General features: G+C 38.1%; 13 protein-coding genes. 12 read left to right on the forward strand and 1 reads right to left on the reverse strand.

All coding sequences use genetic code 11. The features are described from left to right. Nucleotides 1–4 precede the first annotated feature (4 nt). Entirely contained in the window at nt 5–1594 is a 1590-nt protein-coding gene (locus QMA08_RS08110; protein ID WP_290174148.1) for a hypothetical protein, read from the forward strand. Next, the gene (locus tag QMA08_RS08115) at nt 1591–2418 is read left to right on the forward strand and encodes a hypothetical protein (RefSeq protein WP_290174149.1); all 828 of its coding nucleotides are present in this window, start codon (nt 1591–1593) and stop codon (nt 2416–2418) included. The genes QMA08_RS08110 and QMA08_RS08115 overlap by 4 nt, the downstream gene beginning before the upstream one ends. Nucleotides 2419–2464: 46 nt before the next feature. Here QMA08_RS08115 and QMA08_RS08120 read toward each other — a convergent pair whose 3' ends face one another. Then, nucleotides 2465–5617: a DEAD/DEAH box helicase gene (locus tag QMA08_RS08120; RefSeq protein ID WP_290174150.1), complete on the reverse strand. Its 3153-nt coding sequence runs from the start codon at nt 5615–5617 to the stop codon at nt 2465–2467. Nucleotides 5618–6224: 607 nt separating this feature from the next. Here QMA08_RS08120 and QMA08_RS08125 point away from each other — a divergent pair. The 10 genes from QMA08_RS08125 to QMA08_RS08170 all read left to right on the forward strand — a co-directional run bounded on the left by QMA08_RS08125 (nt 6225) and on the right by QMA08_RS08170 (nt 12870). Next, on the forward strand, nt 6225–6893 hold the full coding sequence (locus QMA08_RS08125) for a hypothetical protein (protein ID WP_290174151.1): 669 nt from the start codon (nt 6225–6227) through the stop codon (nt 6891–6893). After that, entirely contained in the window at nt 6890–7378 is a 489-nt protein-coding gene (locus tag QMA08_RS08130; protein ID WP_182711921.1) for a hypothetical protein, read from the forward strand. The genes QMA08_RS08125 and QMA08_RS08130 overlap by 4 nt, the downstream gene beginning before the upstream one ends. 1 nt (nt 7379) lies before the next feature. Then, the gene (locus QMA08_RS08135) at nt 7380–8159 is read left to right on the forward strand and encodes a hypothetical protein (RefSeq protein WP_290174152.1); all 780 of its coding nucleotides are present in this window, start codon (nt 7380–7382) and stop codon (nt 8157–8159) included. Between the two features lie 60 nt (nt 8160–8219). Continuing rightward, nucleotides 8220–8483 (forward strand): hypothetical protein, encoded by a 264-nt coding sequence (locus QMA08_RS08140; protein WP_182733117.1) that lies wholly within the window; start codon nt 8220–8222, stop codon nt 8481–8483. 38 nt (nt 8484–8521) lie between these two features. Next, the gene (locus QMA08_RS08145) at nt 8522–8662 is read left to right on the forward strand and encodes a hypothetical protein (protein ID WP_182711918.1); all 141 of its coding nucleotides are present in this window, start codon (nt 8522–8524) and stop codon (nt 8660–8662) included. Next, entirely contained in the window at nt 8662–9195 is a 534-nt protein-coding gene (locus tag QMA08_RS08150) for a hypothetical protein (RefSeq protein WP_259398367.1), read from the forward strand. The genes QMA08_RS08145 and QMA08_RS08150 overlap by 1 nt, the downstream gene beginning before the upstream one ends. Before the next feature lie 52 nt (nt 9196–9247). Then, a complete protein-coding gene (locus tag QMA08_RS08155) occupies nt 9248–10159 on the forward strand; it encodes an NYN domain-containing protein (protein WP_290174153.1) in 912 nt (303 codons plus the stop codon). 66 nt (nt 10160–10225) lie between these two features. Continuing rightward, nucleotides 10226–10708, forward strand: a complete 483-nt coding sequence (locus QMA08_RS08160; RefSeq protein ID WP_182711917.1) for a hypothetical protein — start codon at nt 10226–10228, stop codon at nt 10706–10708. A gap of 2 nt (nt 10709–10710) precedes the next feature. Then, nucleotides 10711–11844, forward strand: coding sequence for a DUF1570 domain-containing protein (locus QMA08_RS08165; RefSeq protein ID WP_182711916.1), 1134 nt, complete (start codon nt 10711–10713; stop codon nt 11842–11844). Between the two features lie 150 nt (nt 11845–11994). Then, nucleotides 11995–12870: a nuclease-related domain-containing protein gene (locus QMA08_RS08170; RefSeq protein WP_182711915.1), complete on the forward strand. Its 876-nt coding sequence runs from the start codon at nt 11995–11997 to the stop codon at nt 12868–12870. The last annotated feature ends 102 nt before the right edge of the window (nt 12871–12972 follow it).

A 12972-nucleotide genomic window follows, 5' to 3' on the forward strand; every position in this document is an offset into this window, starting at 1 on the left:
AACGATGGACTTATTCAGTGTATTACAAACTTATCGCGATATTCTTATTGTTATCGCTGCTACGCTTTCTATTTTGGCGTACATTGCATACACCAACTGGGATGCTGTTAGTTTGTGGTGGAAAGGATTTAAATATCATAACTTTTTATTTAGTAAATTACGTTCACTGGCTAAAAACCCAGATACTGCCGGACGCTGGTTTCACTCAGAAACAGTTGTCTGTCAAGACTATGGTGAATTGTACTCTCAAATTCATAAAGATGGAGATTATTACGAATCTAGTAAAAAATATTTATCAATTGTAGGTGAATCAGGGAGGAAGCCCTTAGGTACATTATTGATGCTTGGCTTATTTGCAGTTCTCGTTTTAGAAGCTTGGGGTTTTAGCTACACAATGGCTGGTTTCATTGACTTAAGCGCATCTGAAAATACACGAGTTACAATGACTTGGATTGTGGCAATTGCTTTTGCAGTTATTCTTGCATTTTTGACTCATATGATGGGTCATGAGCTTTATCGTAACGGCATTCTTGGTCGTATACGTAATAACTGGCAAGTTGATGATACAGAAAGTAGACCTAGAACTTTAGATGATATCGATTTTGACTACGAAATTGACAATTTTACTGATGAAAATGGACCAAAATATAAGCAACGGCTTAATCGGTTAGATGTTAATTCTCCAAGGAAGAAACATACATTTACAATAGGTGCTTTAGTCGCAATTATTGCTATAGGTATCATCATTACTTTTGTTCGAGTTAAAACACTCGAAGTTGCACAAACACAAGATGCAATGTGCCAACCTAGTTCAGCAACATCAAATGCAGCTTTAACAAGCTTAGATGACCTATATAGTTCAACACCACCACCTCCGCTTGAGTCTCAGAAAGTTTCAGCAGAAGCTGTAGGAAAAGGAGAAAGTGAGATCTGTCAGGCAACAAAAGAAGGTAGCTGGGCTACATTTGGTATGCTTGCTATTTTATTTATTGTTTTACAAGCATTCGCTACTTGGGTTTCTTTTAAGTTTGGTTTTGTAGGCAAACATTCAAAGTCGGCTTGGAAGAATACACACAAGTTCAACACAAAAAATCAATATGAAGCTGCAATGGATGCAAAGAGCAAGAGAATATCACAACGTGCTCAAAAAACACTTGGAGACTTGCAATCTCGTATGGCCAAAGTGCTTATAGATAGCACTATGAATAGCAGTGTATCAGATTTACTTAAGAAGGCATCTGACCGAACTTTTCTTAGGTATGTAGAGCAAGAGTCAGAACAGTCTTTATCAAGTCGAAATCGACAAACACAAACTATGCTTGAGAGAGAGCGTGAGCACTCAGATATTATTTCTAAGTCTACTAGCCAAGTTACGGCGGATGAATTTAAAGCTGTGAGCTCTAATTCTCGGATTGAACAACCTACAGATGAAGAGATTGAGAGCCAGATTCTTACCGAAACAAAAGAGCAATCGTTAAGTGATGAAGAACTAGAAAAGCAGATTCTTGCCGAAGCACAGGCTAAGAAACAAGAAACTCCAGAAGAGCAGAGAGCTCGTGTTCTTGAAAAATTAAAAGCAGAAGGTAAATTATGATTAAGCAATTGATGTTGCTAGCAGTGATGACTAGCTCTTTAGCCTTTGCTGAGACGGATAGAGATGACATTATTTCTTGTTATACTTACGCTGATATGACTGAATTAAAACCAGCTACCTCAATTAGAGATGTTGTTGTTTTAGTCGATCAGACAGTGAATTTAGATACAAATCTTAAAAAAAGTGTCCATAAACAAGTGCAGCAACTTTTAGGTCCTGGTGATCGCATTCGAATAGTTTCCTTTTCAGCAAATGCACAAGGTCACTATACCGACATTGCATTTGAAGGAGAATTTGACCAGCCCCTCAAGGAGGAACAGCGCAATGCAATGAACCGTATAAAATTAGGGAAATTTGATAAATGTATGGAGATGCAAAGCAATAAGGCTATTGATCTGGTTCATGAAAAACTGAAAGCTTCATTCCACGATAGCGATCAAAGTTATCCTAAAACTGAGCTTGTGGGATCAATACTGGATGTATCTTCAGCTATTTATATTAAAAATAATACTCAACGTAGAATAATGATTCTTGTATCTGATATGTTGGAGAATTCTGATATTTCTAGTTTTTATGCTTCAGGCAGTATTAGAGCCATTAATGCGGATGATGAATTTGCAAAGTATTCAGCAGTTGTTTCTCCAACTGCGCTATCTCAAGTAGATGTATTTGTTATAGGTGGCGGCTACGCAAACGGTGGGCGAGCATATTCTTCTCAAGCAGACCTTAATTCACTTAAATTGTTTTGGTTGAAAGTTATTGAGCAGGCGGGTGGCTCGCTAAAGCAATTTGGTACCCCAAAACTTTTAACCGATATTGAGTGATGTCCACACTTAAAATATAGCAGTCATTTTTTGTCTGCTTTATTTATCATCCAACCGCTAACTTCCCAGCCTCATGCCACATTTCACTTGGCATGGGGTTGGTTAACTTCCACGTTATATTCATTGGCTGGCTACCCTTGTGGTGTTGGTATTTAACCTCGCCGTAGTTTACAAATCCCATAATTCGGCCATTTTCGTCTTTACCTTGTTCGCGTACAAATAACAGGATGGTTTTGCCTGTTTGCTGGTGCTGAATATAACTAAGGCCGCGGCCGTGTTCTGGGCGGGCGCTGTTTTGCGTTTGCCAATGGAATAGAGTGGGGCTGATTGCGTAATCGTGATACAGCGTGGTGGGCGAGTAGGTTTTTTCACACTTATTAAGCGTTACAAATAACAGCTCTAGGTTTTGGTTTTTAAATTCTAAAACGCCTTCGCGGGCGGTCGATTTTTTATCAAACGAGTGCGCCCTAAATGCGGCCAGTATTTGCTGGCGCGTGTAGCGGCTGTGTAATTTTATTGCATGATTAGGTAAGCACGCTAAATCGCTTTCTTGCTGGTGAATGCGGTTTATTAATAGCGTAATTACTTGTGCAAGTTCTTGTTGTAGCGCTTTGTGTTTAAGCGCTTGTAAGCTTTGTTCAAGCGTTTTAAAACCTAAACTTGTGCCTGTGGTATCCCAAAAGTTGTAATGCGCCATAAGCGCGTACTGGTGGTTTTGCGCTGTTGGCGTAAAGCTAAAGTCGTTGTTACATAAATCACGTAAAAAGCATAAATAGCTAAGCGAGTTGCAGCCGAGTAACTGGGTGTTGATTGCGCGGTAATATGCGGCGTAAATGTCGGCTTGCTGCGTTGATATTTCATCGCCTTTCAGCCAGTACCAGCCGCCGAGTCTACCGGCTTTAGGTTTGTAAATATCTTCAAGCGTGACTTGCGGGTTTATGCGTAAAAAATTACTTAGCGTGAGCGCGTCATTAGTGTGTTGCGAATAGCTATTTATGAGCTGCTGTAAACGGCGTTTATTGTTTATTGCTTGCTGAATATTTTTTAATATTGTTTGTTGTGTGCGCTTTTGTAGCTCAATACGGCAACCCAGCGGCAAATGTGGGAAGTTGTTTTCAATTTCAGTTTTTATTGGTTGGTTACTTTTACCAATTAGCGCGCGGAATTTACTGGCAAAGTCGTATTCTGGGAGGGCATTGCCTACAAAGTCGAGTACCGTACAGCATTGCTTTTGGCTGTTGTCGGGCAGGCGCAAACCACGGCCTAATTGCTGTAAAAACAGCGTTAGGCTTTCAGTTGGGCGTAAAAATAATAGTGTATCGACTTCTGGAATATCGACGCCTTCGTTAAGAATATCAACCACGCAAAGTATTTGTATTTCGCCTTGACGCAGTGCTTGTTGTTTGGTCGCGCGCTCATTAGTGTTTTTGCTGGTGAGTACATCGGCGTTTATGCCTGCTAAGTTAAACTTTTTAGCCATAAATTCTGCGTGTTTTTGGCTTACGCAAAACGCGAGTGCTTTAATAGCGTGAACATTGGTTACGATATCAGCAAGGCTGGATATAATTTTGTTAGCGCGGCTGTTCCCGCCTGTATAAAGGTTACTTAGCTCGCTTATATCGTAACGGCCGCCTCGCCATGTTATTTGGCTTAGGTCGGTGTCGTCATCCAATCCAAAGTATTGGAACGGGCATAAATGGCGTTGGTTTATTGCCTCTGGTAAGCGAATTTCAGCGGCTATTACCCCACAAAAGTCATCGAGGATATTTGCGCCATCTTGTCGCTCTGGCGTGGCGGTTAAGCCAAGTAATATTGTGGGCGTAAAGTGGTTTAAAATAGCGCGATAACTGGCCGCGCTTACGTGATGTACTTCGTCTATCACTATGTAGTCGTAGTAATCGTGAGTTAAATTGAGCGATTCAATTTGGCTGTTCAGCGTTTGGATTGATGCAAATAATTGGTTGTAGCGCTGTGGTTTGTAGTTACCTACCCACAGCTCACCAAAGTCGTTATTTTTAAGCACTCCACGGTAAGCGCTTTGCGCTTGTTTTAGTATTTCTTCTCGGTGGGCTACAAACAAAAAGTGAGCATTTGGGTTTTTATCGTAAACAGTTTTAAAGTCGAACGCCGATATTATGGTTTTACCCGTGCCGGTTGCAGCAACTACTAAGTTTTTAAAACGATTATGTACGCTGCGCTCAGCACTTAGCTTTTCTAAAATAGCGAGCTGATGCGTTTTTGGTGTTATATCAAAATAAAACTGGCTGCTTGATTGCCCAACACCGCGTTGCTCGTTAAGTGAATTAATGAGCTTTTCTTTACACTCAACAGCGCCTGTAAATAGCTCGAAGTCTTTTGATTCCCAGTAGGTTTCAAAGGTACTTTTGGTTTTAGCTATTATGTGCGGAATTTCTTGTGCGGTAATTTTTAAGTTCCACTCAAGGCCGCTGGTAAGCGCCGAATGCGATAAGTTAGACGAGCCAATATAGCCTGTATGAAAACCCGTATTGCGCATAAATAAATATGACTTTGCGTGTAGGCGTTCTTGCTGATTATTATAACTTAGCTTTACTTCGGTATTTGGTAGGTTTGCTAAAAACTCAACGGCTTTAGCATCCGTTGCGCCCATGTATGAAGTAGTAATTACTTTGAGTTTATTACCGCTTTTAGTAAACGCTTCAAGCTCATTTTTAAAAATGCGCAGCCCCGTCCATTTTATAAATGAGACAAGCCAGTAAATAGTGTCGGACGATTTGATCTCGCGCTTTAGCTCGGTTTCGAGCGATATACCTGCATTAGCACCGCTAAATAACTCGCTTTGGGTAAGGCCTGTGAGTGGAAATATATCGCTTGAGTAATCTTTAAGGTTGGCCGCAATCGGGTTTTGGGTATTAAACAGTGCGGTAAGTATTCGGCCTTGGCTGTCGATAAGGTTTTCGTTAATTAGCTCGTCATCACGAATATGATCTTTAAGCCAAAGTACAAGGCTATTAGCTAGGCTAATCTGTTCTTGTAGGCGCTCGTTCGAGTTAGGAATGGCATCGATTGCATGCGTTACAAGTTTACTTAAAAAGCGTGAAAGCCATGTTGCTGCTTCGGCTGTTTCAAGCTGGCGCTCGCCCACATAAAATTGATCACGATCTAAGTTTTGCTCAATTACTTGCGTAATTAACTGCTCGTAAATACCAATTTGCTGCATTAAAACCACTCCCTGTTTGCGAGTGGTTAGTTTACTAAAATGCGGTACAGCTACAAGTATTAATCGACTAAGTTACTAGTAATTAAGTACAAACGTGTGAGTTAAGTATTAGCCGATAGAACAATTAAAGGATGGTGCTAAGAAACCATCCCCTTCAACTTCACCTGCAAACACATAATTAATGAGTAATTACCTCGCATGGATTCGAGGAAAGCGATGCTTGTACATGGATGTGCGTTCATCGCGTTTACGTTCATATTAATTATTTGTTTAAGGATAAGTGAAATTGAGGGGGGCCGTGGGGTTCCAAGGGGCGGTCGGCGGTATCCCCCCCTTGGTTGCCATCGCCAATGCGATATTTGTAAATTAAATTACAAACCAAAAGCGCGAGGTAAACTCCCGCCTACGGATTTTCGCGCGAGTAAGCTGGGCGCAGTAGAGTTCCTAGGACATTCTAGTTACTTAAAATTAAAAACTAACACGTGATATAAAATCATAGCTACCGCAAAATAGTAAAATTTTAGAATATTATTTAAATCACTTATAAGTGATTGTGTTTCGGAAGTATATTGGCATAATTAGTGAAAATTATTTACAAGGACAGTAGATGCAATCCGCTACTACAGATAAAAAATATACTGCTAACCCTTCTTCAGCTCAAGAGCCAGCAAATAACTCTTCGTATACAGATGAAAACAAATACCAGTTTGTTTCACTCACTAAAGATGAATCGTCATTTTTAAATAAAAAACGTAAAAGTTGGAAGCTAGCAAATCCCAGAGGTTTGTATACTTTTAGGGATCAACCAATAGGTATTTTTAGCTGCATGTTGCATATAGCTACTTTTTTAGTATGTGCATTTCTTTTCATTTTTTATCTTTACTTACCCCACGATAAAGAGCTTATTAATGGGATCGGCAGTTACAGCAATATAACTCCATTAGAACGTTTTTCGAGAGTGCTATTAATTGGCTTAATTTTATTTAATTTAAATTCTTTGAAGGTCAATATAAAGGCTTACCCTATTAAGCGCTATTGGTTTGCTATGGCATCTAATTCGCTATTTCATGCTGTTCTTTTAAATATTTATTATTTTCTTTTTTCAATACTTTGTATTGCTTTTGTTGGGGCTGCTCAAGGGATGGATTTATTTAGTGCATTCGAAATATTTGAGGAGAGTGCAAATTACGAAATATTTTTAATTATTGATACTTTTATATCTGCAGGGATCATTTGGTATGCCTTTAGATTTTGCAGAAAGGAGCTTAAGCAATGAGATTTTCTATTATTTTTACTTTCATACTACTTTTATTTTCACTGCCTAGCTTTGCTAAAAGTGAGTTACCTTATGGTTGTGACGAGTATTCAAAAGTAGAAGAAAAGAGTTTCGTATTGTTTAATAAAAAACAATTTATCGAGCTTGGGGAGTGCGCTGGTGAAGCATTAGTTAAAGCAAAAAAAGTTTATAATATTGCAGATGCATGCTCAGAAGTTGTGGAAGATAAAAATAGCTTGTTAGGTATATTTAGCTTATCAAAGCTTGAAGCAATTAAAATGGGGGTTTGCTTAGGAGCTATTAATGCAGTTTATAACCGCTACGACAGAGAGGTTGTAACTGCTACAGATAGTTACCGAAGACCTAAGCGATACTATAGTTGCAAAAAAGGTATGGAAGGGGTAAGTAAACTCATATCTAGTGCTGATGACGAATACTACGAACGCTCTGAGCTTAGAGATATTTTGTGTCGGAGAGTTTATTAAGATGATAGAGCCTGTTGATACTGAAGTTGAATCTATCACCCAAATTGCTAATTTATATATTAAGCAAAGTTACTCAGATACGTTACCAAAAGAACTACATGACGCGCTAAATAATATTTTTACAAAAGGGCATAAAAAATCTGAAGATACGCATGTTTCGAATAGCTCAACACTTGAATATCGAAAGGCTGTCATTTCAACCAAAGAGGTTCAATTTAGCAAGCGAGTGGAGCATAGAGTTATTAGAGGAAGAAGAGCTACTGTATATAACGCACTGTGCCTATATTCATTAATAGGAACAGCGGGTACAAAAAAGGTTTTTCAAGATTACTACATCGCTAAATCATTTACCGATAAACGTGAGTTTAAACTATTAGATGAGTTTGCTAAAAAAGAGCTAAGCACAGAAATGTTGTTTTTTGGTGTGTCACAATCATCTTTTGATAATATAAAAAGTAAGTTACTTGATAAGAATTTCGATCTCTTTACTAATCAGTTACCTTCGCCTTTTCAGCGTTTAAAAGCGGACGATGTAGATTTGTCTCCTTTGAGCTTACTTTATGATAGAGGTATTAATTGGCAAAGTGTTATTGAAACTTATACTGAATCGGACAAAAAATTTAAATCCAAAGAATATATTGAAGCGCAAAATATACTTCAAAAAGTTGCTGATAAACGACTACTCAAACTCCCACTGTTTAAGGAGTTAAGCGCTAATATTGACTCTCAAATAAATGAAAATAATGAAGCATGGGAGTATTTACAAAATATTTTAAATTAGATTTTGCAGTGCTCCGCACAACGTCATTATTGATCTTAGTTAACCAACTGGAGAACAATAATGGAATCAATGAACTGTTTATTTAAAACCTTCCCAAAATGCAAATCTGACCGCTATATGTCAGAAGCTAAAAAAATATATAACCATCTTTTACAAGGTCGCAACTATAGAGATATTGGCGGCCGCAAGCTCACTATCGCTCCTAACCTGGTTCGTTTTAAATTAGGCAATTACCGCTTAATTTTTATATCCATAAATGGAAATTTTCACCCTAAAGCGCTTCTTGCTCGCAAAAACCTTGAATCTTATTTAAAGCGAAGGTGAATAATATTGTTCACTTAAACTTAATTAAGGCAGTAAATATGACTAAAAAAATAAGCCCAGCTAATAATCAAGCGAATCAACAAAATCCAAATAAAGGGACTGATGGCGTTAATCAGCAGTACGCTAAAGTACAAGGTAATCGCGGTAAGCAATTAAATAAAAATGAAGGAAAAAAATAATGGAACAACTAGTTGAAGTTGAGCAGTTATTTAATTTTCAGGTAAGTGACAATTTTCGCGAACAGTTAAATTCTCACGTTTCTGCATTGAATTTTGAAAAATTAAAATGGAAGTTAACGCAATCAGCTGAAGCAACATGGAGTTCAGAGCTGTGTGACTTTGCTGAACTTGAATATCGTAAGTTTTTATCACTTAAAAAGTGGTATCCAAAGCTGTCGCTCGTTCCGAGTAAGTTAGTTGATAAGTTTTGGCATGAGCATATTTTAGATACGCAAAGTTATAGTAATGATTGCGATGCTTTATTTGGGTTTTACTTGCATCATTATCCTTATTTTGGAATTTATGGAGACAAAGACCAATCTAAACTACAAAACTCATTTGATGAAACGGTAGCGGTATATGAGAAGCACTTTGGTCCATTTCCTACTGCTGAGTTGTATTCAGATGAATCAGCACAAATGGCTCGTTGTGAAGATCATGCTTGCCATGCTCCTACCTCATGCGCATGTCGTGTACCAGGAGCTTGCAAGTAATTAATAAAGAGCTGCTTGAGAGCAGCTCTTTACATGTATTTAAGGGATAAAAATGAATTTAACTTTTGCAGTTTTAGTTGATGGTGAGAACGCATCTTATACTGACTACGGGTCTTTACTTGAAGAGGTTGAAAAGTATGGCACAGTGGCAATCAAATGGGTTTACGCTGATTGGACGTCTGTACGTCATGGTAACTGGCAACAAATTTTACATAAAACCGCTTCTAGTCCAAAACAGCAGTTTCAGTATGGGAAAGATTCAGCTGATCACGCACTCGTTATGGATGCTATTGAATTAATTAATAATAATCAACGGATAAATGGGGTATGTATAGTATCTAGCGATGGTGGATTTTATAGCTTAGCGCAACGTATAAGAGAAAAGGGGCTGCATGTTATGGCAGTAGGGAATGAAAATACCCCAGAGCGTTTTATTAAGGCATGCCATAACTTTGTTTTTACTAAAAACTTAACAGAACCTGCCATATCAAAGGTTTATAAAGATGTAAATTCATTGCTTGTAAATGCATACATACGCTGTGCGCAAAGTAATGAACCTGTTTACTTAGGTGATTTAGGAAGTACACTAAAAATGTTGGATTCATCTTTTGATTACAGAAATTACGGTGTAAACAGTCTAAAAGTTCTCATTAAAAATAAGTGCGGCCTGTTTGAAATAATAGAAGAAGGCCACGATCGTTGCTTCATTTCGATGATTAAACAGTCTACCCTGGATAGTACAGAGTGTATGGTTGGAGTTATTCGTAAACTAGATAAGGGTAAGAAATTTGGTTTTATAACGTCAGAACACGGTGATTTTCATTTTAGAGTTGATGAGCTATTAGGTAATATTGAAGAATACAAAGAGACAAGTAAAGTTTCTTTTTACCCAATTAAAAGCAATGGAGTAGTTTCCCAAGGGCTCAAATGCCCAAGCGTACATAAGATTGAAATATGTAATTAAAGGGATTTAAAAGGGGCTATTACTTTGAAAATTTGCTCCTTGATATTTTAGTTTTGGAAATAGTTAATGATTAAATGGATTTTAGTTTTGTTTAGTTTTATTTCAGCGTACTCATATGCTGGTGAGGCTTACACGCAAGCCCAATGCGATAGCATTAAAAAGCAGCGCGAAGCTATTCGCTCTCAATTTAGAAGTGGCTACAGTAATAAAGAAGGTGAGCGTTTAACTGCGCGCGATAAAACGCTATTTACCTTACTTGCCAATCACTGCAGTAAGCCTAAAAATAGTGGTAGTGCTTATCAGGCTACTTCTTCTACCGCAACTCGTACGCCTAATAGCAATTGGTTACTCAATCAAAAAGTGTTAAACATGTCTTTGCACAGCGATAGCTATAAAGATGCCGCTAAGCTTGATGCTTGGTCGAAGTTTTATAAGTTGCCTAAACGTTGCCGCAAAAAAGGGATGGAGTCGGCCGACTTTGTATGGTGTAGCGAGTATCGGGGTAAGCAAAAAGAGTTGTTTGAAGCACAGTGGCAAGGGCGCCAATAAAGATGTTTAAAACAAAATTGCGCGTGGTGTTTGTATTTTTTGTGCTGCTAATTGCATCGGCGCTCATTGCTAATCATTTTACTGGGCGGGTATTTAATTATCATGATCCTATAGGCGAGGTTAAACGAATTTATAATAGTTTATCGTCGCAGGTAACTACTGAACCGTTAGCAACTAAACAGCTCAAAAATGTAAGCGCGGCAACTTTACAAAATGTATCAGTATCTGCCGATAATCACTTATCGCAAGCTAACAATACTCGCTGCGTGGATGTGTCGTTGGGGAAGGTTAAATATAAACGCAATGGCGATATATTTACGTGGACAGACAGTGACGGTGTGCCGCATTTTAGTGATAAAAAACCGGATTTTGCAGTAGCAACTTACGATACAGGTTTTATTGAACCGTTAGATTACTTTGACCTCACTTTAAATACGCCTAATTTACCTTCGTCATTTAACCAAGAGTTACGCATAAAACTTAATACTGTATTTAAAGTATACGGGCAGATTATTGGCGTGCATGCACTTAAAAAGGTAAAGCTTAATTTAACGGTATTGCCTACGCGCGGTGCTTATGAGGCCGCAATTAAGCAACGCGGTGGTGACTATACAAACACTGCGGGTATGTATTTTCACGCGAGTAATTCTGCTTTTATTCATTATGATAATGCACACAGTGCAATGCGAACTGCGGTACATGAAGCAGTGCACGCCATTAATAAAGCGGTCTTAGGCTACACCCCTAGATGGTTTAATGAGGGATTTGCAGAATACTTTGAGCTTACTAAAAGTAATATGCAAACAGCTATTGTTGAGTCGAATAGTTCATGGACGAAAAATAACAATATTACTAAAAGTGTATTTTCGATTGATTCGTTAGTGGGTTTGGATGACTCATGGAAAAAAGGTGATACCAGTAAGTTGTATGCAAGCAGTTGGGCTGCAATTTACTTTTTAATGGATACGCAAGCAGGGCGATCGTTACTTAAGAATATAATGCTTGCTGAGCAAGAATCCCTCTGTAATAAGCTATCTGAAAAGCAATTAAAAACGATGATGTATAAGCAATTTCCTAATCTTAATCGTGAATATTCTCAGAGGTTAAAAAAGCCTTTAAAAGCGCATATATTTTAAATAAGGTAAAAGTTTAAAAGCTTCGCTTTTCGCGCGAGCAAGCTGGGCGCCTACAGGTGTTTGGGTGGGCTTTGTAGCGTGAGTTTGAATAATGCGACATGTACCTGTTTTTAATGTATAAAGTAAACATTGTGATTATAGGAATTCATCATGGATGATTTATTAAACCAAGGTTTAAGCCTTTTATTTGTTATTGGTAGTGTTTATTCACTATTAGGTGTTTTGTTTATCAAAATATGGCTTCATCAGAAAAATGCAAAACTACCTGTAGATCGTAAAAAGCTTAAACGTGTCGCAGCGCAGACACTTAATGAACAAGTTAATGATAAAGTTTTAGGTGTAATAGGCTTAGTCTTTTTGTCTGCTTTGATAGTCACCATGCCTTTTGCTTTGAAAGGAATTGCTGAAATGTTTGCCAGCGGCAAGCTCAATTACTTTTTAATTATCATGATCGCATTGGGACTAACGTATGTGGCACGAAAGCTTTGGGTTAAATCTAACGACTTAATAAAGCTAAAACTAGGACGTGATGCAGAATTGGCAGTTGCTTCAGAACTTATAGAATTACAGTCACACGGTTACCAGGTATTTCATGATATACAAGCAGATGGTTTTAATATTGATCATTTGGTTGTTGGGCCAAATGGGATATTTGCTATTGAAACCAAAGGCAGACATAAACGAATAAAAGACGATACAAATTACAAAGTTAAATTTGAAAATAATCATTTAGCATTTCCTTCTTGGTTTGAAAGCAAGCCATTAGAGCAAGCTCAAAATCAAGCTAATTGGGTGAATAAATGGCTTTATGAATCAACCGGTTTTAATACTCCGGTTTTACCTGTTTTATGCTTTCCTGGTTGGTTTGTGGAACTAAAGCAGAGACCAATCTTTCCAATCGTTTCTCATAAACAAATAGTTAAAACGATCCTTTCAATGCGACAAGTTAGCTTAAATCAAGAGCAGCAGCGTGCTATTTGCTATCAAGTGGTGCAGCGAGCCTTAAACGATAGTAAGGCAATTTAAAAGCTTCGCTTTTCGCGCGAGCAAGCTTCGCGCCTTGTATCTCTCATTGATAAATGATTAGCTATCATTTATCACATCGAAGTCAGTGAGCTTGCCTTCGCG

The sequence above is a fragment of the Pseudoalteromonas sp. APC 3355 genome, assembly GCF_030407615.1.
Lineage (GTDB): Bacteria > Pseudomonadota > Gammaproteobacteria > Enterobacterales > Alteromonadaceae > Pseudoalteromonas > Pseudoalteromonas distincta.

Coding starts and splice junctions, on each gene's coding strand:
- QMA08_RS08110 (WP_290174148.1), top strand. CDS start 5: ATGGACTTATTCAGTGTATTACAAACTTATCGCGATATTCTTATTGTT.
- QMA08_RS08115 (WP_290174149.1), top strand. CDS start 1,591: ATGATTAAGCAATTGATGTTGCTAGCAGTGATGACTAGCTCTTTAGCC.
- QMA08_RS08120 (WP_290174150.1), bottom strand. CDS start 5,617: ATGCAGCAAATTGGTATTTACGAGCAGTTAATTACGCAAGTAATTGAG.
- QMA08_RS08125 (WP_290174151.1), top strand. CDS start 6,225: ATGCAATCCGCTACTACAGATAAAAAATATACTGCTAACCCTTCTTCA.
- QMA08_RS08130 (WP_182711921.1), top strand. CDS start 6,890: ATGAGATTTTCTATTATTTTTACTTTCATACTACTTTTATTTTCACTG.
- QMA08_RS08135 (WP_290174152.1), top strand. CDS start 7,380: ATGATAGAGCCTGTTGATACTGAAGTTGAATCTATCACCCAAATTGCT.
- QMA08_RS08140 (WP_182733117.1), top strand. CDS start 8,220: ATGGAATCAATGAACTGTTTATTTAAAACCTTCCCAAAATGCAAATCT.
- QMA08_RS08145 (WP_182711918.1), top strand. CDS start 8,522: ATGACTAAAAAAATAAGCCCAGCTAATAATCAAGCGAATCAACAAAAT.
- QMA08_RS08150 (WP_259398367.1), top strand. CDS start 8,662: ATGGAACAACTAGTTGAAGTTGAGCAGTTATTTAATTTTCAGGTAAGT.
- QMA08_RS08155 (WP_290174153.1), top strand. CDS start 9,248: ATGAATTTAACTTTTGCAGTTTTAGTTGATGGTGAGAACGCATCTTAT.
- QMA08_RS08160 (WP_182711917.1), top strand. CDS start 10,226: ATGATTAAATGGATTTTAGTTTTGTTTAGTTTTATTTCAGCGTACTCA.
- QMA08_RS08165 (WP_182711916.1), top strand. CDS start 10,711: ATGTTTAAAACAAAATTGCGCGTGGTGTTTGTATTTTTTGTGCTGCTA.
- QMA08_RS08170 (WP_182711915.1), top strand. CDS start 11,995: ATGGATGATTTATTAAACCAAGGTTTAAGCCTTTTATTTGTTATTGGT.